We start from the raw sequence: 21,518 nt of genomic DNA on the forward strand, positions 1-21,518 counted from the left end.
GATGGCACGCTCGAGGATCTGTATGAAAAGGACGCTTTCCCTCCCATTCACCTTGTTCTTGCTCGCGTGCGGGTCGTCGTCACCCGAGCCCGCCGGCCCTTCCGCCGCGCCGCCTGCGGCATCCATTTCGACCCCCGCGCCGGTGGCCGCGGACGACGCCATGGCCTTGGTTCATCGCATGAAGACGGCCACGGGTGCCGAGCGATGGGACGACGTGCGCGCGCTGCATGCGAAAGGCGACGCGGTCTTCGACGGCGTCAAAGGCACCTTCACGTTGGACGAAGATCTCCAGGGGCGCTTCGCCCTGCGCGCCGCGCACGAGGTCTTCGTCGTGGGGGAAGGCTTCGACGGCAAGCAGCGTTGGCGCCAGGATGCCGGCGGGCAGCCGCACGCACTCGATACCGCGGAGGCCAAGGCCATTGCCGTGTCCGAGGTGTACCTGGCCAGCCGCCGCTACCTCTTTCCAGACCGGTTCAACGCGCAGTTTCGCCGCTCGCAGTTCGAAGAGGACGGACGCAGCTGGGAAAAGCTGGAGGTGACCCCCGAGGGCGGACGCACCATCACGATGCGCATCGACCCCAAGAGCTACCTCGTCGACCGCACCAGCATGCACCTCTCGTTTCACCCGCGCGTGACGAAGTACGCAGATTACCGCGCCGTGGACGGCAAGCTGCAGCTTCCCTTCTCCATTCAGACCCAAGACGAGGAAGCGCTGACCATCGCCTCCTACCGCCTCGAGACGGGAAGCCCGTCCGACGGCGACTACGCCGTACCCCCCAACAAAGTCACCGACGTGCGCATGCCCGCGCCGAAGACGCTGGCCGCGATGCACCTCGATCCCGGGGGACGCTTCCTCATCGAGGCCAAGGTGAACGGCAAAGGGCCGTTTCTCTTCATCCTCGACACGGGGGGCCATGCCATCGTGACCCCGGAGTTCGCGGCGCAACACGGACTGGCGGCCGTGGGCGGTGGCATCAGCTACGGCTCGGGCGAAGGCTCGACGCCGACGAAGTACACGAAGGTGGCCTCGTTCCGGCTCGGCGGGGCGGAGATGGTCGACCAGCCCTTTTTGATCATGCCGTTCCCCTACTCGATGCTGGATCGGGGAAAAAAGGCGCCCATCGTAGGCATCTTGGGCCTCGAGGTGTTCGACCGGTTCACCGTTCGCATCGACTACGACGCCAACACGATCGAGCTCTCCCCCGCGGGCGAGCCCCCATCGACCACAGGCACGCGCGTGCCGCTCGAGTTCACCCTCGACATGCCCATGATCAAGGCCAAGCTCGACGGCCAGGAGGGCATGTTCGGCATCGACACCGGCAACTCGGGCGACGTCGTCATCTTCGGCGAGTGGGCCACCAAGAACGGCCTGGCGGATCGGTACCGCGCCGGCATGCCGCTCACGTCCTTCGGGGCGGGCGGCGAATCGGTGAATTACCTTGCGCGCGCCCAGGGCATGGAGATCCAAGGCCTGGTCATCCAAGAGCTTCTCGCCCGCCTGGCCCTGGACAAGGGCGGGGCGTTCGCCGCCACGGGCGAAGCGGGAAACATCGGCCAGACGGTCTTTCCGCGCTTCAACATCACCTTCGACTACCGCGCGAAGACGATGCAGCTCGAGCCGCGCAAGGCGCCGAAGATCTGGCCGGCGCCCCGCGCGGGATTCGGCGCGGGCAAGGCCAAGGCGGACGCGTTCCGCATCCACACCGTCGTGAAGGACGGCCCCGCGGCGGCGGCGGGTCTCAAGGTCGGCGACTCGTTCGTGGCCATCGATGGCGTCCCCGCGGAGCGCCTCTCCTCGGCGGACCTGTATCAAAAGGTCCGGCAAGCGCCCGGCACCAAGGTCCGCCTCGCCGTGCAACGCGACGGGAAACGCCAGGATGTGACCCTCACGTTGCGCGAGCTGGTGCCGTAGCCTTCGAAACGACTAATGCCGCCCCGGTTCCTCGGTCGTGGGCGGCGTGGTCTCGCGTGCATCCTGCACGGCCTGCGCCAGGGCGAAGCGCAGGGCACAAATGCGGCCGGCTACGACCAACAGGCGGCGGAGCGAATCGGTCACCTTTTCGCGCGTGCGCGTGGTGAACTCGAGCCACCCGGCCGAGGTTCCCGGAAGGGGCACGGCAATTTTCGTGCGACCGTCGCCGGTGGCCATCTCCAGCACCGTGAGGCCGTCGCGCGAGGCCGGCTGGTTGCCGCTAGGCGGGACGAACTCGACGACCTCGCACTCGGCGTACGACTTGGCCCAGCCCTCCAGGGCGCGCGCGATCGACGGCGGATCGGTGGCGCCGCCCAGCGCTTCGTCCAGGGCAAATACCGCGGCGAGCCCGCGCACGTCGGCGGCAACACCCGTGAACAGCGTGTGGACGTCTTTGGTGACGGAGGCGCGGTAGCGGGGCACCTCCTCGAAGTCGTCGGCGTCGGCCGCCTCGGTCACGAGCAGGTACGTATCGCCCACGACGACGGTGTCGCCAACCTTGACGATGGCCTCCGCGATCTCTTTGCCGCGGTACAGAAGCGGCGCAGCCCCGTCGCAGACGTGGATGCGCGCGCCCTGCTCCGTGGCCACGACGTGGAAGTGGTGGCGCGACACGGAGCGGTCGTCGAGGCGCAAGTTGGCGTCGCGGGCCCGGCCCACCATCTTGACGTCATGGTTGATGATGAGCTGGGCCCCCACGTTCAATCCGCGTGCGACGATGAGGCGCCGTGTCGGTTGGGCCATCCCACCACACAGCATAGTCAATCGATCGAAATTCGCGAGCGCCGTTGTGCTTACCGCCAGGCCAGGCGAGCCGCCAGCCTAGCGTCCGCCTGCACGGGCTTTGTCCACTGGCGCCATCAGGCGGGCAAGCTTGCGAAGGGCAACGATGCTTCGCACCTCCACCACGCTCCCCCGGGCATCGAGCTGCACCATGATGACCGTGCGCGGCGCAGTGCCTTCGCGACGGACCGATCGCGAGGCCACGATGGCCGGCAGGCCGTTGAGCATGCGAAATGCGATGTCGACGCCACCCTTTTGCGCATACTGCGTGGTCCTGGTCCAAAAGGTCGACACCTTGGGGCGGCCCACGACGGGAACGCGCGCCGCAAAGAAGTCACCATCCGAGTCGCTCACCGAGCGTACACTCTCGGTCAAGAGGCGCTCGATGGCCTCGGTGTCCCGCGTGACGAACGAGGCCATCAGCGACGCCAGCACGGCGCGCGTCCGTTCCTGCAGTTCCCGCGTCGGGATGCAGCGCTCCTGGTCGTACGTCTCCATCATGCGGCGGGCACGGTGGTGCGTGACCTTGACGTGCGTCTCGCTCATGTCGAGCACACCGGCCACTTCGCGTACGGAATAGTCGAAGACGTCGCGCAAAAGGAGCACGGCACGGGGGCGCGGCTGCAGAGCCTCGAGCGCCAAGAGGAACGCGAACGACGCGCTCTCCAGCAAATCGTAGCCCGCGTCCGCCCCCGCCTCGGACGCGTCGGCGCTCGCGTCGTCCTCCGTGTCGATGGGCTCGGGCAGCCACGGACCCACGTAACCGCGGCGGCGCCGCTGCCGCAGAAGGTCGATGCCCGCGTTGCTGGCGATGCGTCCGAGCCACGGGCGCATCTCGCCCTCGGGCAGGCGCTCGCGGGCCATCGCGCGCACGAAGGTGTCCTGCACGATGTCGTCGGCATCCTGCGCGCTGCCCGTCATACGGTACACGATCGCCCACACGTGCTTCGCGTGCTCTCGGTACGCTGCATCGTAGGACGGGTCGGCCTTCAACGCTCGTTCATCATGCCACGTCGCGCAGGGTGGTGGCCTCCATGGCAAGATCCGCTGCGCGGTAGGCGCTGGCAAGGGACGCGTCCACGAGCAAGCCCTCGTCGCCGACCCAGTCACCGGCCAGGAAAAGACGGGGCACGTCCGCCACCGCCACCGGCGTGCGCACGCCGCGCGCCGACGCGAGCGGCAAGGCGTTGACCACGGTCATGGCGGGCAGGAATCGCGTGTGCGCCACGTGCGATCGCCAGCCCGGCTGCGCGCGATCGAGCACGCCTTCGAGCTCGGCCCGGATGGCCGCGGGCTTCACGATTTCGCCCGCCAAGTAGCGCGCCACGTGGACGACGGCGCCACCCTCGGGTGCAAGGCGCGCAAAGGCGCTGTGCACGGACAGATAGTCGGCGCGATCCAGGCCCAAGGTGAAATGGTGCTGCGGCTTCGGGAGCGTGCGCAGCGCCACATCGAGGCACGCCGCACGCGCCGGCACGGCGTCGGTGGCGGCACGGGCGAGCGAAGCGCTGTCGGGCATCAACGCCGCCGCCGTGCGCGGTCCCACCGCGAGCACCACCGCGTCGGCCACGAGCGCGCCTCCATCGGGGAGGTGCACACCGAGGTGTCGTCCTTCGCGCACGATCCGCGCCGGTGCGACGCCTGTCTGAATGTGCACACCGGCTTGCCGGGCGAGCTCCGCGAACCGATCGACGAGGCTCTGCCAGCCGCCGTGCAGGTACGTCACGCCATGCGCCAGCGTCATCCTCAGCTGACGCAGTGCCCACGCGGCCGAGAGGCGCTCGTGATCCGCGCAGTACGTCGCCACGCGAAAGAGCCCGGAGAGAAACGCGCGGGCCTCGGGGTTCTTCACGCGCCCCACCCATGCCGCGAGCGGCGTCGCCTCGAGGCCGGCGTCATGGGCCAGCTCGTTCATCACTGAGGCCAATTCGAGCTTGCCGCCCACCCCAATGAGCCCACTCGCCAGCATCGACAGCGTGCCACTCGGCATGGGGTGAACGCGCCCGCCAAGCTCGACGAAGCGATTCGGCGATTTGAACATCATGCCGTCCCACGGCACGTCCATCGCGCGCAGCACACGCTCCGCATGCCCGCCGAGGTACAGCGCGTGGGGCCCTTGATTGAGCACCCACCCTTTCTCGTCATCCGACGCCGCCCGCCCGCCGAGCCGCTCGGCTCGCTCCAACAACGTCACCGCCGCCGCACCTGCCCGCGCCATGCGCAACGCCGCGCACAGGCCCGCCAGCCCGCCGCCGACCACAACCACGCTGCTCCTCGTCATGATCACCTCTTTCCAAAGGGATCACGACGAGGATTGCCGAAAGGTTACAGCTGTTGCAGCAAGCGTCAGCTCTCGGGGTTGTTCCACTCCTGGATGGACTTCACGCTCGTCCGCACGCCATGGCTGGCCTCGATGGCATCGCATGCAGCGAGCGCGGCCGCGATGGTCGTGAAGTACGGCACGTTCATCAGGAGCGTCTGGCGGCGCAAGGAGAAGCTGTCCCGCACTTCTTGGGCGCCCATGGTCGTGTTGACCACCATGCCCACCTTGCCGCTGCGGATCTCGTCGACGACGTGGGGCGCGCCCTCGGCCACCTTGTTGATGACCTGCACCGGAATGCGCGCGCGCTGAAGCGCTGCCGCCGTGCCGCGCGTGGCCGAGATCTGGAAGCCCATGGCGCGAAGACGTCGCGCGATGATGCAGGCCACCGGCTTGTCCTCGTCCTTCACGCTGATGAAGGCGCGCACCGTCGACTTCTTCGACCCCTCCGTCAAAAGCCCAGACTGCCCAACGGCGAGCATGCTCTTGCAGAAGGCGCGCGCGAACGTATCGGCGATGCCCATCACCTCACCGGTGGAGCGCATCTCCGGCCCGAGAATCGTGTCCACCCCGGGGAACTTCGTGAAGGGGAACACGCTCTCTTTCACCGACACGTGGCGCGGCACGATCGCATCCTCGACGCCCAGTTCATCGAGCGTCTTGCCTGCCATCACGCTCGCCGCGATGCGGGCCAGCGGGCGCCCGGTGGCCTTGGAGACGAAGGGCACCGTGCGGCTGGCGCGCGGGTTCACCTCGAGGACGTACACCTCGCCGCCTTTGACGGCGAACTGCACGTTCATCAGGCCCACCACCCCGAGCTCCAGCGCCAGCATGCGCGTTTGCTCTTCGATGGAGAGCACGATCTCCGGGCTGAGCGAGTGCGGAGGCAGCACCGACGACGAGTCGCCCGAGTGCACGCCTGCTTCCTCGATGTGCTGCATCACGCCGCCGATGACCGCGCGCTTTCCATCCGCCACGCAGTCGACATCCACCTCGATGGCGTCCTTGAGGAACTCGTCGATGAGGATGGTGCTCGTCCCCGCGTCCCGCGCGGCTTCCACCGCACGGTGCACGTACGTCGCAAGCTCCTCGCGCGTGTACGCGATGAGCATCGCGCGCCCGCCGAGCACGTAGCTCGGACGCACCAACACCGGGTAGCCGATTTCGTCGGCGATGCGCATCGCATCGTCGGCGCCCTGCGCGATGCCGCTGCGCGGCCGCTTGAGCGCGAGCTTGCTGAGCAGCTCGTCGAAGCGCCCGCGATCCTCCGCGCGATCGATGGCATCCGCCGTCGTGCCGAGCAGCTTCACCCCGGCGCGCTCGAGCGGCACCGCGAGCTTCAGCGGCGTCTGCCCGCCGAATTGGACGATGACGCCCACCGGCTTCTCTTCCTCGACGATGGCCAGCACGTCTTCCAACGTGAGCGGCTCGAAATACAACCGGTCCGACGTGTCGTAGTCCGTCGACACCGTCTCGGGGTTGCAGTTCACCATCACCGCTTCGTACCCGAGCGACCGCACCGCCTGCACCGCGTGCACGCAGCAATAGTCGAACTCGATGCCCTGCCCGATGCGATTCGGCCCGCCGCCGAGGATGACGACCTTGCGCTTCGTCGCCTCGTTCGCCCCCGACTCGCTCTCCGTGTCGTACGTCGAGTAGAGGTACGGCGTGTGCGCCACGAACTCCGCGGCACACGTATCGACCCGCGAGAACACCGGTTTGACGTTCACGCGCAGCCTCTCGGCGCGCACGGCGTCCTCGGTGCTGTTCGTGGCCTGCGCGATCTGCCGATCGGAGAACCCGAGGCGCTTGAACCGATGCAGCGTCTCTTTCTCCAAGGTCGCGGCGCCGAGCTTCACCATCTCGCGCTCGCCGTCGATGATGCGGCGAATGTGCGCCAAGAACCACGGGTCGATCTTCGTACGGTCGTGCAGCTCTTTCTCGGTCATCCCGAGACGCATCGCATCCGCCACGTAAAAGAGCCGATCCGGGGTGGGCACGCCCACGAGCGCGCGCAGCGCCTCGAGCTGCTCGGCGGCATCCACCGGCTGCAACTCGTGCGGCAGTTCCACCTCGGGGGCTTCCATGCCGAGGTCGCGCGCCTTCTTCGGCTCGGCCAGCAGGCGATAGTCCACCTTGCCGATGAGCGACGATAGGCCGTCTTTTCCGGTCTCCAGCGAGCGACCGGCCTTCTGCAGCGCCTCGGGGAAGGTGCGGCCGATGCTCATCGCCTCGCCCACGCTCTTCATCTGCGTGCCCAAGGTGGTCTCGGCGCCGGGGAACTTCTCGAAGGCGAAGCGCGGCCACTTCACCACGACGTAGTCGATGACCGGCTCGAAGGCCGCGCTGGTCTTGGTGATGTCGTTGGTCAGCTCGTCCAGGCGATAGCCGACGGCCAGCTTGGCGGCGACCTTGGCGATGGGGTAGCCCGTCGCCTTCGACGCGAGCGCGCTGGAGCGCGACACGCGCGGGTTCATCTCGATGACGTAGACGCGGCCGTCGTACGGGCTCACCGCGAACTGCACGTTCGAGCCGCCCGTCTCCACGCCGATTTCCGTCATGACGGCGCGCGAGGCATCGCGCAGGCGCTGGAACTCGCGGTCGGTCAGGGTCATCGCCGGCGCCACCGTGATGGAGTCGCCGGTGTGCACGCCCATCGGGTCGATGTTCTCGATCGAGCAGACCACGATGAAGTTGTCCGCCACGTCGCGGATGACCTCGAGCTCGTACTCTTTCCAACCGAGCACGCTCTCCTCGATGAGCACCTCGGCGGTGGGCGACTGCGCGAGCGCCCAGGCCACCTTCGCATCGAGCTCGCTCGCATCGTAGGCGATGCCGCCGCCCGATCCGCCCAGGGTGAACGAGGGACGAAGAATCGCCGGGAAGCCCGTGCGCGTGACGATGTCGCGCGCTTGCTCCACCGACTTGGCCGTCTCGGCGCGCGGGCAGCTAAGCCCGATCTTCTCCATCGCCGCCTTGAAGAGCGAACGATCCTCGGCCTTGGCGATCGAGTCCGGCTTGGCGCCGAGCATCTCCACGCCGAGCTCGCGGAGCACGCCGTGTTCGTGCAGCTCCAAGGCGAGGTTCAGCGCAGTCTGTCCACCGAGGGTGGGCAGGATGGCGTCAGGCTTCTCACGGGCGAGGATCGCGGCGACCGTACGAAACTCGAGAGGCTCGATGTACGTGCGCGAGGCGAGCTCGGGATCGGTCATGATCGTCGCAGGATTGGAGTTGACGAGAACGACCTCGTATCCCTCCTCCAAGAGCGCTTTGGCTCCCTGCGTGCCCGAATAGTCGAACTCGCAGGCCTGGCCGATCACGATCGGTCCCGCACCCAGGAGCAGAATCTTCTTGATATCCGTCCGGCGGGGCATTGCGTCCCGCCCTATACCAGATCAACGCCGGGCGATGGAGCTGCGTGTCTCATTCGCGTGTTTCGGGTCCGGACCGAGCGGAACACCGAACCGGGCGTGCAGGCGTCTTGCCTCGACGGAATCGGGATGATTTTCGAGGACCTCCTCGAGTACGGCGAGCGCGTCGGCGCGGTGTCCGGTGCCATCGAGGACGGTCGCCAGGAAAATTCGTGGCTCCGCGCTGCCATCCCGCAGGGCCCACGCCTCGCCAGCGCGGCGCGCATCGCGCAAATCGCCGGCCTTCGCGGCCGCGTTCGCCCACGCCTTCAGCGCCGCGGGGTCGCTCATGTGCGTTTTCGCGAAGGAACGCGCCTCCAAGAGGCGCCGGTCGGGCGTGCGGTCGAGCGTTCGCGCCGCGATTTCCGTGCCCATATCCGTGCCCGTGCTCGTTTCCGTGTCCGCCGCTGCACGGGCCTCGGCCACGGGAGCGGGCATGGACACGGGCACGTTCACGGGAGACGTTGCCAGCGAGCTCGTCTCGGGCGTGGGAACAGCGCTATGCCCGAGCCCGATGGCGCGTACCCCCACCGCCGCCACCGCAACGAGCGCAACCGCAGCCACGGCCCGTGAGGCGACCCGCCGCACGTTCCAGGACCGCGCCGGCGGCGCCAGGCTCGCCTCCAGCGCCTCGCGCATGGCCCGCGCACTCGCGAACCGGTTGTCCGCCGACTTGGCGAGCGCCGTCATGATGACGTTCTCGAGCGTCTCCGGGATCCCGCGATGCGGAGCGCGCACACGCGGGGGCTCGGGCACCTCGCGCAGTTGCTTGCCCATCACGAGCACGCTCGAGGAGCCTTCGAACGGTGGCGTTCCCGTCACCAATTCGTAAAGCACGCACCCAAGCGCATACAGATCGCACCGCCCGTCGACCGAGTCGCCCGCGACTTGCTCCGGCGACATGTATTCCGGCGTGCCGAAGATCGCGAACCCCTGATTTCGCTTCTCGTCGTGCACGCTCACGTCGCTCAGGGCCATGGCCACGCCGAAGTCGAGCAGCTTCATCGTGCCCGCGCGCGTGAGAAAGATGTTCGCCGGCTTCAGGTCGCGGTGAACGAGGCTCGCATCGTGCGCGGCCTCCAGCGCACGCGTCGTCTCGATCGCGAGATCCACGGCCTCGCGGAAGTCCATGCCGCGGGTGCGCGTGAGGCGCTGGTCCAAGGTCTCGCCGTCGAGCAGCTCCATGGCGAGAAAAACGCGCCCATCGAGCGCCCGGCCGAAGTCGTACAGCAGGCACAGATTCGGATGCGACAGCGCCGCAATCGCGCGTGCCTCGCGCCGGAAGCGCTCGATCGCGTCCTTCGCCGACGCATGCTCGGGGGAGAGCACCTTCAGCGCGATGCGCCGTCCGAGCTCCACGTGCTCCGCCTCGTACACCGCGCCGCTGGCGCCTTCGCCGATCTTGCGCACCAGCCGATACGGTGTGCCCGGCAAGGTCGCCGCATCGTCGTTCATGTGCGCGCGCACCTGCTCGGCGACGGCCCCCGCCGCCGGCGTCGAGGTCTCCTTCTGGAGCGAGCGCGCACCCTTGAGGAGCTTCGCGAACTCCGCACGCGATCGCGCGGGCTCGGCCGGCCAGAGCACCTTCATCAGGGCCGAGACGCGCCCGCGCACCCCGCGCTCGCCGGCTTTTGCGGCAGGCGCCGTCGAGAGAATCTTCGCCAGATCGTGCGCCGCCTGCCCCGCCGCGGCATAGCGATCGTCGGGCTCGTTCTCGGTGAGCCGCGCAATCACGGTGTCCAAGTCGGCCGGCGCACCGATCTCCTCGGCGATCTTCGGCACGACGACTTTGCCCGCCGCCGCATCCTCGAGGTGCTTCTGCGGATCCTGCGTGAGGAAGCGCCGCCCGGCGCAAAGCTCCCAGAGCATGATCCCCAGCGCATAAATGTCGATGCGGCCGTCGCCGACCTGCTGCCGCGCAACCTCGGGGGCCACGTACCCGGGCTTTGCGAACACCACGCCCGCCACCGTGTGGCAACGCCGGTTGTGACCGCGCGCGGTGCCGAAGTCGATGAGCTTTACCTCGCCGGCGTAGCCGATCATCACGTTCTGCGGGCTCAAGTCGCGGTGCACGATCCCGAGCGGCGTGCCGTCGACGCCCGCGCGCTCGTGCACGTGGGCGAGGGCGTGCGCCATCTCGATGGCGATGGCCAGCGCCTCCGCCCAACCGATGCGCGCCCCGAGTTGGATCGCGCGCTGCCGCACGTCCGCGAGCGAGCGTCCTTCGACGTATTCGACCAACGTGTACGGCTCGCCCGCTTCGTCGGTGGAGGCCTCGAGGACCTGCGCCACGCCCGGGTGATTGAGCTGCGACTGCACGCGCGCCTCGTCGAGGAACCGCGCGAGGAACGATCCATCGTGGATGTGATCGCGCCGCACCGTCTTCACGACGCACGGCCGCTCCGCCCCCTCGATGCCCGTCGTCGCCGCCAGGTAGACGTCGCCCATGCCGCCGCGTGCGAGAAGCTTCATGAGAAGCAACCGCCCGAACACGCGGGGCACGGCCATCGCCCCATCCGAAGGCGACCCCGCCGAAAATCCGCTCGAGATCGGGGCCTTGGAGGGCCGGTCCGCCGTCGCTAGCTCGGTCATGCGCCGGACGGTAAAGACCGCCCCCAGAAGGGCCAAATTTTCGACCCTCGTGAAGGAGGCTCTACCTCACTGCGGTGCGCAGAGACCCGGCGGCTTCTTGTCGATGGTGGCGATTTGCTGCTTTGCGTCGATCCCGATCTTCTGCTTCGGGTACCGATTCACGCACGACTGAAACGCCAACTTGGCGTCGTTGCAGTCATGCAGCATCAGGTACGCCTGCCCCATCGCGTACAGCGTTTTGTCGAGCACATTGGACTTAGGGTTGAGCTTCAGCACGCGGTTGAACTCGCCCAACGCCGTGGCCGGACGCCCCTCGAGCAAGTCCGCGTCGCCCATCAGGAACAGCACGTCGTCCGTGCGATCGTCCGTCGGATACCGCTGCACGTACTCACGCCCCAAGGTGCGGGTGAGCCCCCAGTCCTTCTGCGCGTACGCCGCCTCGGTCGCCGAGTAGTGCTGCGCCTTGTCCGCCGGGATGTTCACGGGCGGAGGCTTGGTCGGTTGCACTTCCTGGGCGCGCTTCAACTCGTCGAGACGCCCATTCACTTCCTCGCGCACCGAACCGACTTCCTTGCGCAGGTCTTCCACCGCACGGGTGCTCTCGTCCATCTTGCCGGTGAGCGAGTTCACCCGGTTCTTCTGGGCGACGATGTCCTCGTCCTTGTCGGCGTACGCCCGCGTCGCATTGTCGAGCCGCTCGCGCGTCGCATCGAGATCAGCGCGCAACGTCGCCATCTCCTGCTTTTGCTGCTCGATCGTCTTCGTGAGCGCATCGACCCGCGCCACGTCCGCCTTGTGATCCTTCTCCATCGCAAACAGCCCACACCCCGACGTCGCCGACGCGACCAGGGTGAGGGCTGCTGCCGCCAGTGAAAACCTAGCGAATCTCGATGTCGACGCGGCGATCATTCTCCCAGCCTGCCTCGTCCGTACCCACCGCATCCAGCTTGCCGCGCGACGACGTGGCAACGCGGTCGGAGCCGACGCCCGCCGCCGCGAGGAAGTTCTTGATGACCTCCGCGCGCTCGGCGCCAAGGCTCATGTTGAACTCGTACTCGCCGCGGTTGTCGCAGTGCCCCGTCAGCAGGACGCGGGAGCCCTTCAGGGGCCCGGTCGTCAGGCAGCCCACCAAGCGCGTGAGCGTCTGCTTGCTCATGTCGCGCAGGGTCGACTGCTCGAAGTCGAACTTCGGTGCCGGGAAGTCGCTGCAGCCGGGCCCGCCTTGGGGCGGCTTGACGCAGTGGCCATTTTCGCAGCGCGAGCCTTGCGGGCACGGCTTTTCATCGCTGCACTCGCGAACCTCGGCCACCTTGTCCTGGCAGCGATTGTTCACGCACGGCGCACCGCCGGGGCACGCTTTCTTGTCGTCGCAGTAACCGACGACGGCCAAGCACTGGCCGGATTCGCACTTCTGTCCGGTGGCGCAGCCCTTGTCATCGCGACAGTCGACGCACTTTCCATTGAGGCAAACGCCTTTGTGACCTTCGGCGTTGCAGTGCTCGTCGTTGTCGCAATTGGGCCATTTGGGACCGCCGCATCCGACAAAGACGCAGACGACCACCAGCGTAACCCACGCGAACATGCGAAGCGCCGCGGCTTGCGGACTGCGCACCTTTCCGTGGGCGGATTGCGTGCTGGAAAGAGTCATACCTCCGGGGGTTAGTCGCCGGGCGGCCTCTTTGTCAACCTTACATCGCCACCGCGTCGTCACGGGGAGCGTGCTATGAGCTGCACCGCAGCAATGGCGACCGCCCCGATTTCGCAAGTCACCACCACGTCCATCGACTTCGATGCGAATCGGTACAAGACGATCTTATGGCTCGCGATGCCCACGGTCTTCGCGATGCTCTCGCAGAGTTTCGTCAACGAGATCGACGTCTTCTTCTTCGCGCACCTGCCGCACCCCGACAGCTCGAACGGACAAGCTGCACTTTTCCCCTCGCTGATCATCGTGTGGCTTTTCGGCGGCTCCTTGAGCGCGCTGAGCGTCGGCACGCAGGCCCTCGCCGCCCGCCGCTACGCCGAAGGTGACCATGCCGGCGCCGGCGCCGTGCTCACCAATGCCACCTTCTTTTGCGTGGTGATGGGGGCCGTCCTTTCCGTCGTCGGCTACCTCGCCGTCCCGAGCATCCTCGGGTTCATGCTGAAAAACCCGGGCGTGCTGGCCACGGCCACGGCTTATGCCCGCTGGCGCCTGCTCGGCGTCATCGGCATGGCCACGACCATGGCCGTGAAGTCGTTCTTCGATGGCATCGGCAAGACGTACGTCCACCTCGTGGCGGCGCTCATCATGAACGTGTTCAACGTTCTCTTTTGCTGGATGTTCATCTTCGGCCGCCTGGGCGCCCCCGCCATGGGCGCGCCCGGCGCTGGCCTCGGCGCCTTCTTGGCCACGTGGATCGGCCTGCTCATCATGCTCTGGTTCGCGCGCCAGGTCCGCCAGGACTTCTCGCTCTTCCGGCGCGCACACCTCTCCGCCAAGCTGAATTGGGACATCCTCAAGCTGTCCATTCCCGCGGCGCTGGCGAACATCATCATGATGGGCGGCTTCGCCCTCTTCTCGAAGGTCGTCGGCCAGCTCGACGAAAGCGCCATCAACGCCGCAGGCGGCATCGCCGAAGCGGTCAACGGCGCGGCCACGACCGACATCGTGGCCATCCTCAAGCTGACCTTCACGGCCTGCATCGCCTTCGGCACCGCCACGGCGACACTCGTGGGCCAATCCCTCGGCGCACGCCGCCCCGACGATGCATCGGCCTTCGGCTGGGCAAGCGTCAAACTCGGACTGGTGCTCTTCGGCTTCATTGGCCTTTGCGAGGGCCTCATCTTCACCCCGCAGATCCTGCACTTCCTCAGCCACTCCCCCGCGGTGCGCGAAGCCGCCTTGACCCCCATGCGCATGATGGGCGTCATGACCCCCATCATCGCCGTCGCGATGATCCTGAGCGAAGCGTTGTTCGGCGCCGGCAACCCGAAGTTCGTCGCCGTCGCGCAATTCCTCCTCGTCTTCTTCTGCCTCCTGCCCTTCGCCTACGTCCTGGGCATCGTCCTGAACCTAGGCCTCACCGGCATCTGGGCCGCCGCCTGCATCTACGCCGGCCTCGCCGCCGTCGTCATGACGCTGAAGTTCCGCGCCGGCGCCTGGAAGAAGATCCGCCTTTAGCGAGCCCAGCCATCCGCTCCAGAATATATCCGATATATATTGGTGCTATCTTTTGTAGCCCCACAACGGAGCGAGATTCATGAGCACGGCGCGAAAGATCCTGGACTGGCACGGTCAGGCCGACGCGGAGCTAACGCGAGATTTGGCCGAGCTCCCGCCGGGCCGTTACGTCTTGGTTCCCGAGCACGAACTCGAGTTTTCAGCCATCTCTGCAGAAGACGAAGCAGCGGTCGAAGAGGGGCTAGACGACATTGAACACGGCAACACCACGTCGTGGAATCGCATTCGTGCCGATCTCGAAGCGAGGATCCAGTCCTCTAGGACGAGCCGTCCCCGGTGAGGGTCGAGTTCTCCGCAAGCGCGCAGCGCGACGTGGAGAAGCACACGGCCTATCTGATCGAGCGTAGCAGCTCATCCGCAGCGAGGTTCGTGGCGGAGCTGGACGGGGCTTTCGCCCATCTTCTCGCGCATCCCCCCACCGGCCATCGCGTCGCCCTAAAGCAACGCAAGTCGCACGTTCGGCGTTGGAATATCGGTGATATGGGCATCTTCTACGACGTGCGTGGGGAAGTCCTCTACGTGATTCGCATACGACACAGCGCACGAAGACCCATCACACGTACCTAGCCACCATCGCCGCCGCCCTGCATCTGCTTCAGCAGCTCCTCCTCGTTGATCTCACCACTCCCCTCCGACGACGGAGCCGGCGCGGTGGTTCCGGCGTCGCCGCCGCGCATCAATTTGAGGAGCTCCTCGTCCTCGCTGTCGGTCCCCGGCTCCGACGAGGGCTCCGCGCCCGCGGCCGGTGCCTGCGGCGTGGCCACTGCCGGCTCGGGGAGCTGACCACCGGGCCACTTTTTGCGGTCCTCCTCCGTGCAGGGAAGCGGGTTCGTACGGTCCTCTTGCACGCACTCGAGGAGCCAGGCTTCGCGCGGCGGTGAGTTGACCCGCGCCGCCGTCTCGCGGGCTTCGCGGATGTCGCGGCGGATGGTGACGTCGCTCAAGGCTGGAATGTAGCTCACCATCACCAGGGCCAAGGCCAGAATGCCCGCAAAGGGCACGACGATCTTGTACAGATCGACCACGGGCCGGTTGAAGCGGAAACTCGATATGAACAGATTGAGGCCCAGCGGCGGGCAGCAATAGGCAATCTCCAGATTGAGGAGAAAGATCATGGCCATGTGGAACGGCCCCAAATTGAAGCGCGCGGCGAAGGGTAAAATGAGGGGGACGGCCACCAAAATGGCACTAAAGCCATCCATGAGCATGCCCAACACAAGCAAAAAGACGTTGAGCACAATCAAGAATTGCCACGTCTTGGTCAATCCCAACTTGACCATGAAATCCAACACCTGATTCGGAATGTGCTCCTGAATCACGTAATTGATGAGCGCATTGGCCATCGCCAAAATCAGAATCACGGCGCCGGCCAAGGCCATCGACGACTTCGCCAGGCGCGGAAGGTCTTTCTTCAGCGAGAGATCCTTGTAGATGAACACCTCGATCCCCAGCGTGTACAGCGCCGCGAGCCCCGCGCTCTCGTCGAGCGAGGTCAGACCCGTGCCCAAGCCACCCAGGATGATCACCGGAATGAGCAGCTCCCACTTGAGGAGCCACAACGCCGCAAGCATCTCCCGCCCGCTGATCGGCGACAGCTTCACCTTTTCGCGCATGCCGACGTAGGCGGCATACACCCCGAGCATGACCATCACGAGCACGCCCGGCAGAAGCCCCGCCTTGAACGTCTTGTTGAAGTCGATGCCCGCGACCAGCGAATACACGAGAATCGGCAGCGACGGCGGGAGCAAAAGGCCGAGTGACCCGCCCGTGGTCACCAACCCCAAAGCAAACGCATCCGAGTATCCCTGCTTTCGCAGCGCCGGGTAGAGCAGCCCGCCGATGGCCACGATGGTCACACCGCTGCCGCCCGTCAGCGTCGTGAAGAACGCGCTCGCCACGATGCACACGATGGCGAGCCCGCCGGGCATCCACCCGAAAAACGCGCTCGACGCCCGCACGATGCGGTCCGGCGTCTTCGATTCGGCCATCACGTAGCCGACGAAGGTAAAAAGCGGAATCGTCACCAGGATGGGCGAGCCCGCGAAACGCTCGTCCAGCACCGTAGGAGCGATGTAGCGCAAATGGTGGTACGCCGCATCGCGGTGCATGAGCCACGCAATCTCGCTGGCGCCGCCCATGATGGCGAACAGCGGCGTGCCGAGCAGCGCCAGCGCGACCACCAACGCCGCCACCAAGCCTCCGCCCCAGGCCACCAGGAGCACGAAGAGCCCCACCAACGACAGACCGACTTTGGCGCCCGACGAGGGCTTTGCTTGCGCCACCGCACTCACGACGACGCCCCTTTCTCGACCGGCAGCCCATGTTTTTCGAGCTGCGTTTCCTCCACCTCTTCTTCGCCGTGCGCCGCATCGGGATCGACCCGCACGTGGCCACTCATCGCCAGGAGCACACGCAGGATGAAGCGCAAACCAATCATCAACAGCCCGAAGGGAAAGATGAAGTTGATGTCCTTCACCAGAAGGTCCTGCGCGCTCTCCGCCGCCCCCGGAATGCTGATGAGCGGCGCGCGCGTCCCCTCCGTCATGCGCATCGTGTCCACGGCCTCGGGTGGGTAGTGCTCCTTCCAGGACGAACCGGCGAGCCATTCGTTCCACTCGCTCGCGCCGAGGTAGTCGTTGTAATTCTTGCCCGCGAGCACCTTGGGCAGGCTCTTGAAGTCGAGCGCGATCTGCCTCCCCAAAAGGAACACATCGGTCCCCAGCTCGTGCTCGACGTGCGCGATGCGCCTTCCCGCAGATACCTCGCACGTCCGCGCGGGGTCCTGGGGACAGGCCTCCGTCACCGGCGCGTGGAAATCGACGATGGCAATGTTGTCGAAGAACCCCCACACGCCGGCAAAGCACATGAGCGCCGCCGCCAGCCATCCCAGCACGGCCACCGGCACGCGCATCTTCGGCGTGAGAAAGCGCATCACCACGTCCACGTTGATGTGCTTTCCCTGCGCCGTGGCGAGCGATGCCCCGAGCAGCGCGAGCCACAACGTCAGCCGCGTGGCCACACCGCGAAGCCCGCCGATGAGCGTCAATGTCGACGCCGACTGCATCCAATTGAGCAAATTGGAGCAATACTCCGCGCCGAAATTGGCCCATGCCCAGGCCAGGGGCAACCCCGCGAGGACCGCCGCCGTCGTCCCCACCGAATACCGGCGAAGGGCTCCTGCATCGGCTTGCAGCGTAACGTCGCCGACCCCTCCAGCGGCCGCACGGTACGGCTCCTCCTTCGGCCCAGAGCCGCCGCCACGCGGCTCCTTCGGCTTGAGTACCTTGTGCGCCACCAACCCCAAGACCACGGCGCCGACGATCATCCGCAGCGCGAGGCCCGACTTATCCCCGCCACCGGAATACCCCGCCGCCATTCCCTTTAGGAAGATCCAGATGCAGAGTGCAAGGATCTCCGCCACGAGCACCCACGCACAGAGGCGCGCCTCGAAGCGGGTCCACACCTTGTCGACCCGCACCAACGGCGCGCCCCAAGGCTGCTTTGGAAGAGCCGGCGGCTCCACGGGGTGCGAGGCCGGCGCGGGCGCCAAATCGGGCCCCACTCCGTTCTCGACGCGCTCCACTCGCTCGACCTCGGCCTGCGGGACATCCTTCTTCTCGTCCATCGCCACGAAGCGTAACGATTTCTCACGCGCGCGAACACAAAACGAAAGAGCCCCACGCCACGAAAGCACGAGGCTCCTTTGGGAGCGGGAAGGTTGAAACCTACTTCCCCGCTGCCTCCACCTGGGCCATCAGGTTCGCGTCGAAGGGATTGCCCTTCAACTTGTTCTTCGTGTCGTTGGCCAGCTTGTCCCACTCCGCCTTCTCCGCCGCGGTCGGCGAGTAGGGCGTCATGCGAGGGGGCGTGTTGGCCTTCGGATTGCCGACGGCCAGCCGCTCGTACGCCGCCTTGTCGGCCGCACGGATGCTGTTCGTCAGCGCCTTGCCGGTGATGGCCCCCGTCTCCTGCAGCGCGGTCTGCACGTCGGCGGGCAGCGACTTCACCTTGGCCGAGGAGAACACCAAGGCACCAATCGCATAACCCGACGTCATCGTATTGATGTGCGTGAGTTGCGGCGACCACTGAAGTTGCTCGGCCGCCAGCGACGGGCTCACGATGACGTTGACCGCCCCCGAGGTGAGATTGCCCGTAATTTCGGGGATCTGCACGGCTCGCGGCGTCACCTCGCCAATCAGCGAATAGAGCATCGGCACGATGGGATCGCCTTGGATGAAACACGTGCCCCGCTTCTTCAAGTCGGCGGGCACCTTGACGGGAAAGCCCTTCGACATGATGTGGGCCACGCCGACGTCGCCCTCACCAATGTTCTTGAAGCCCGCCTTCTCGAACTCCGCATCGATGGTCGGCTTGAATTTCGCACGGGCCGCGTCGAGCTTTTCCCAGGACGAAAAGAGGCCGGGGACCTGCAGGATGAGCACTTGCTTGTAAATCTGACCGAGACCGATGGCGGTGACCGCCGCCCCGTCGAGCTGCCCGGTGCGGATTTTCCCGACCATGGCTGCCTCGTCCCCCTGGGTTCCGTTGAAGAAGAATTGAATCTCGGCCGCGCCACCCGTGCGCTCCTTGAATCCCTTCTGCCAAACGGTGAAGACCTTGCCCCACGGGGACTCTTTGGGGGCCAGAGTCCCTATCTTGAGGGTTGTCCCTTCGGCCCGCGCCGTGGTTGCCGCCCCCAAAACGACGGCAAACACCGCGAGCATCACGACCAATCTACGAAGCATCCACTGCACCTCCTTCGGCCGGCACGTTTGTTTCTTCGACGAGGACGAAGATCCCCTGATTCAACCACGAATACCGCGCTCTGCTTCAGGTCTTCGAGGGATTTGGCTTCGGCGCCGGCGCCGACATATCGAATCCGCAATCCGACATGCGCGTTTTTCCGAGGGCCCGCTTGGCGCGGCGTTTTGCCACGGTGTTGGTCAGGCGCTGTTCCGGGTCCGGATCTTCGGCCGAGAGCACTTCGTTGATCAGCTTTTCGTAAAGCCCGCGGTCGCCCTTCAAACAAGCATAACGCGTTGCGTAATTAAGCTGAACAACAAGCGATTTGTGCTGGGTCTTGGTGAGCACGTCCTCGAATTGCGTTTTCGAGAGGTCCAATTCCGCCACCGCGGAACGCGCATGGTAGGCGGCAATCGCCGTTTGGGCGCCGTAATGCATCACCGTCGGATCGAGCTTGGCACTGCGATCGAGCAGGGCCACCCCGACGAAGAGATCGGCCACGAGCACCGGATCGTCTTTGGCGATGTTCACGCGCCCGAGCCAGCCGTAGCCAAGCCAAAACAGGGTTTCGGCGTCGTCCTTCGAGGTGAAGTTCTTGTCGAGCCATTGGCGCAGGGTCGCGTCGTTCTTCTTCGCGTCGTCGAAGCCGCTTGCATGGGCTTTGAGGAGCTCGATGCCATAGAAGATGGCCCGCTCGTAGGCCATGCGCGCGCGCTTCTTGTGGTACTCCGCCAAATCGTCGTCGCCCGCATCCGACGCCGCCTCGAAGTCGTCCTCCGGGAACCCGTAGGCGTAACCCACCCACCCTTTGGTGAGCAGAAACAGCGCATCTTCGTTGTCCGGGGCGAGGACATGCATGCCTTCGAATTGCGTCAGCCCGGCCGACGCCGCGCTCCTGGCCAATTCGTAATCGCCAATCGTGTTGAAGCTCGAGGAGGCCTGCCGCGTGGCACTGATCTGGCCATTGGTGAGCATCGACTTGATGCACCCGGTGCCGAAGAGGCTTACGGTGGCGAGGGTTGCGAGGGGGAGACAGCGCCGGAGGAACGATCGCATCGACGACGAGCTCATGAGAGCCAGGGATACGAGGGACCTCGGGCTTCGTCAACGATTCGTCGATTTGATTCGTGAGGCCATGATGAGGGTGCACGCGGCGCGCGTTCGCACCTCCGGATCGGCATCGGCCAAGAGCGGAGCCCCGCGCGCAGCCCGACCCAGCGCCCCCAGCGAAGCCGCCGCCTGAAGCCGTATCCACGGATCGTGCGCGGCAAGGTCACGCTCGATCCACGCCTGAATACGTAGATGGCCAGCATTGGCCAAAGCCGTCCGCGCATTCACGGCCAGGCGACCCGTGTCTTCGCCCGCCCGCACCTCGAGCACCTGGATTGCAGCCGCTCGGTCGGGCGCACTGCCCAACAGCCGCGCCTGGGCCGCAATTTCCATCTCGCGATCGCTGCCGCCGCTTCCATCCTTCGCGGCCTTTCGAAAGGCCTCCACGATGTCCGGCTCCGCCAGCGGCGCGATGGACATCGCATGAAGGCGGTCGCGCCGCGAGCCACTCACGATGGTGCGCGCGAGAAGGGCCACGGACGAACTGCGGATCGCCGGCTCCACCTTCTCCTGGCGGGACGCCGCGGACGCGGCCTCGATGGCCCCCGGACCATGCTCCGCGGCCACCAAGAGACGCAGCGGTTCCGCACCGCCGTGCGCGTACACGCGCGGAGAGCTCCACGCGACGGCAATCGCTTCACGCACGCCGTCGTCGCCGTTGGTCCAGAGATCGCGCAGCTTGGCGACGACCTTCTCGCCACCGATGGAGGCCAGCGCATGCACCGCGTCCGAGCGCACGATGCCTTCGGGATCGACCCGGGCCACCGTTGCGAGAAGCTCCACCTCCGCGTCCGTCGCATCGTCGGGATCCGCATCGGCCGATGCGCGCATGGCGGCCCGCCGCACCCGCGGACTGCCATCGCCCATCGCCGCAAGGCGCGCCTGCGCATCTTTTTTCCGAGAGAGCCCGCGCGCCCCCACCGCGCGCCACGCATCGGTCGCATCGCCGGTGTACGAGCGCGCGCTGCCGAGGCCAAGCTCCCCCGAGTCGATGCGCATCCACGCCGCCTCGGCACCGGCATCGTCGTGCACGTCCATGCGGGAGGACAGCACACCGTCCAACTCGCGTGCGCACCCACTCACGTCACGCACGCGCGCCACCGCGCGATTCGCCGGCGCAGTCGCGATTTCGCGCCGAGCCACTTTGCGCGCGAGATCGGTCGCCTCGGCGTTGGTCAGCTTGCCGGTGCGATGTGCATCCGCGATCCGGGCGCGCAGGGCGGCCCAGTCGCCACGCTCGGCGGCACGCATCGCCGGGGAACCACCGCAGCCTGCTACGATCGCGAGCACTGCCGTCATTCCCGCGAAGTGCCACCCGGCTCGAACTTTTTCGCTCATCTTTTCCGCGCCATGCTAACGGCGAGG

The 21,518-nt window shown here is 66.4% G+C and carries 15 protein-coding genes; 3 read left to right on the forward strand and 12 right to left on the reverse strand.

What is annotated here, in order from left to right; genetic code table 11:
* Positions 1-22 precede the first annotated feature (22 nt).
* On the forward strand, positions 23-1,912 hold the full coding sequence (locus LVJ94_42520) for an aspartyl protease family protein (protein WXB03567.1): 1,890 nt from the start codon (positions 23-25) through the stop codon (positions 1,910-1,912).
* 12 nt (positions 1,913-1,924) lie between these two features.
* Here LVJ94_42520 and LVJ94_42525 read toward each other — a convergent pair whose 3' ends face one another.
* The 7 genes from LVJ94_42525 to LVJ94_42555 form a co-directional block, all read right to left on the reverse strand.
* A complete protein-coding gene (locus LVJ94_42525; protein ID WXB03568.1) occupies positions 1,925-2,716 on the reverse strand; it encodes an FHA domain-containing protein in 792 nt (263 codons plus the stop codon).
* Positions 2,717-2,794: 78 nt separating this feature from the next.
* Positions 2,795-3,748, reverse strand: a complete 954-nt coding sequence (locus tag LVJ94_42530) for a sigma-70 family RNA polymerase sigma factor (protein WXB03569.1) — start codon at positions 3,746-3,748, stop codon at positions 2,795-2,797.
* Between the two features lie 10 nt (positions 3,749-3,758).
* Positions 3,759-4,973, reverse strand: coding sequence for an FAD-dependent oxidoreductase (locus LVJ94_42535; GenBank protein WXB10800.1), 1,215 nt, complete (start codon positions 4,971-4,973; stop codon positions 3,759-3,761).
* A 128-nt stretch (positions 4,974-5,101) separates the two neighbouring features.
* Positions 5,102-8,449, reverse strand: a complete 3,348-nt coding sequence (gene carB / locus LVJ94_42540; GenBank protein WXB03570.1) for a carbamoyl-phosphate synthase large subunit — start codon at positions 8,447-8,449, stop codon at positions 5,102-5,104.
* A 21-nt stretch (positions 8,450-8,470) separates the two neighbouring features.
* Positions 8,471-11,077, reverse strand: coding sequence for a protein kinase (locus tag LVJ94_42545; GenBank protein ID WXB03571.1), 2,607 nt, complete (start codon positions 11,075-11,077; stop codon positions 8,471-8,473).
* A 66-nt stretch (positions 11,078-11,143) separates the two neighbouring features.
* Entirely contained in the window at positions 11,144-11,887 is a 744-nt protein-coding gene (locus LVJ94_42550; GenBank protein ID WXB03572.1) for a tetratricopeptide repeat protein, read from the reverse strand.
* Positions 11,888-11,954: 67 nt separating this feature from the next.
* Positions 11,955-12,725 (reverse strand): OmpA family protein, encoded by a 771-nt coding sequence (locus LVJ94_42555; protein WXB03573.1) that lies wholly within the window; start codon positions 12,723-12,725, stop codon positions 11,955-11,957.
* Positions 12,726-12,800: 75 nt separating this feature from the next.
* Here LVJ94_42555 and LVJ94_42560 point away from each other — a divergent pair, with 75 nt between their 5' ends.
* The gene (locus tag LVJ94_42560) at positions 12,801-14,240 is read left to right on the forward strand and encodes an MATE family efflux transporter (protein WXB03574.1); all 1,440 of its coding nucleotides are present in this window, start codon (positions 12,801-12,803) and stop codon (positions 14,238-14,240) included.
* Between the two features lie 79 nt (positions 14,241-14,319).
* Positions 14,320-14,580 (forward strand): hypothetical protein, encoded by a 261-nt coding sequence (locus LVJ94_42565; GenBank protein WXB03575.1) that lies wholly within the window; start codon positions 14,320-14,322, stop codon positions 14,578-14,580.
* 283 nt (positions 14,581-14,863) lie between these two features.
* Here LVJ94_42565 and LVJ94_42570 read toward each other — a convergent pair whose 3' ends face one another.
* The 5 genes from LVJ94_42570 to LVJ94_42590 all read right to left on the reverse strand — a co-directional run bounded on the left by LVJ94_42570 (position 14,864) and on the right by LVJ94_42590 (position 21,491).
* Entirely contained in the window at positions 14,864-16,591 is a 1,728-nt protein-coding gene (locus LVJ94_42570) for a TRAP transporter large permease (protein ID WXB03576.1), read from the reverse strand.
* The gene (locus LVJ94_42575) at positions 16,588-17,925 is read right to left on the reverse strand and encodes a TRAP transporter small permease (GenBank protein WXB03577.1); all 1,338 of its coding nucleotides are present in this window, start codon (positions 17,923-17,925) and stop codon (positions 16,588-16,590) included. Before LVJ94_42575 ends, LVJ94_42570 begins: the two co-directional genes overlap by 4 nt.
* Before the next feature lie 100 nt (positions 17,926-18,025).
* Positions 18,026-19,045: a TRAP transporter substrate-binding protein DctP gene (gene dctP / locus LVJ94_42580; GenBank protein ID WXB03578.1), complete on the reverse strand. Its 1,020-nt coding sequence runs from the start codon at positions 19,043-19,045 to the stop codon at positions 18,026-18,028.
* A gap of 85 nt (positions 19,046-19,130) precedes the next feature.
* Positions 19,131-20,114 (reverse strand): TRAP transporter TatT component family protein, encoded by a 984-nt coding sequence (locus LVJ94_42585; GenBank protein ID WXB03579.1) that lies wholly within the window; start codon positions 20,112-20,114, stop codon positions 19,131-19,133.
* A 33-nt stretch (positions 20,115-20,147) separates the two neighbouring features.
* Positions 20,148-21,491, reverse strand: a complete 1,344-nt coding sequence (locus tag LVJ94_42590) for a HEAT repeat domain-containing protein (protein WXB03580.1) — start codon at positions 21,489-21,491, stop codon at positions 20,148-20,150.
* Between the last annotated feature and the right edge of the window lie 27 nt (positions 21,492-21,518).

Source organism: Sorangiineae bacterium MSr11367 (assembly GCA_037157805.1).
Classification (GTDB): domain Bacteria; phylum Myxococcota_A; class Polyangia; order Polyangiales; family Polyangiaceae; genus Pendulispora; species Pendulispora rubella.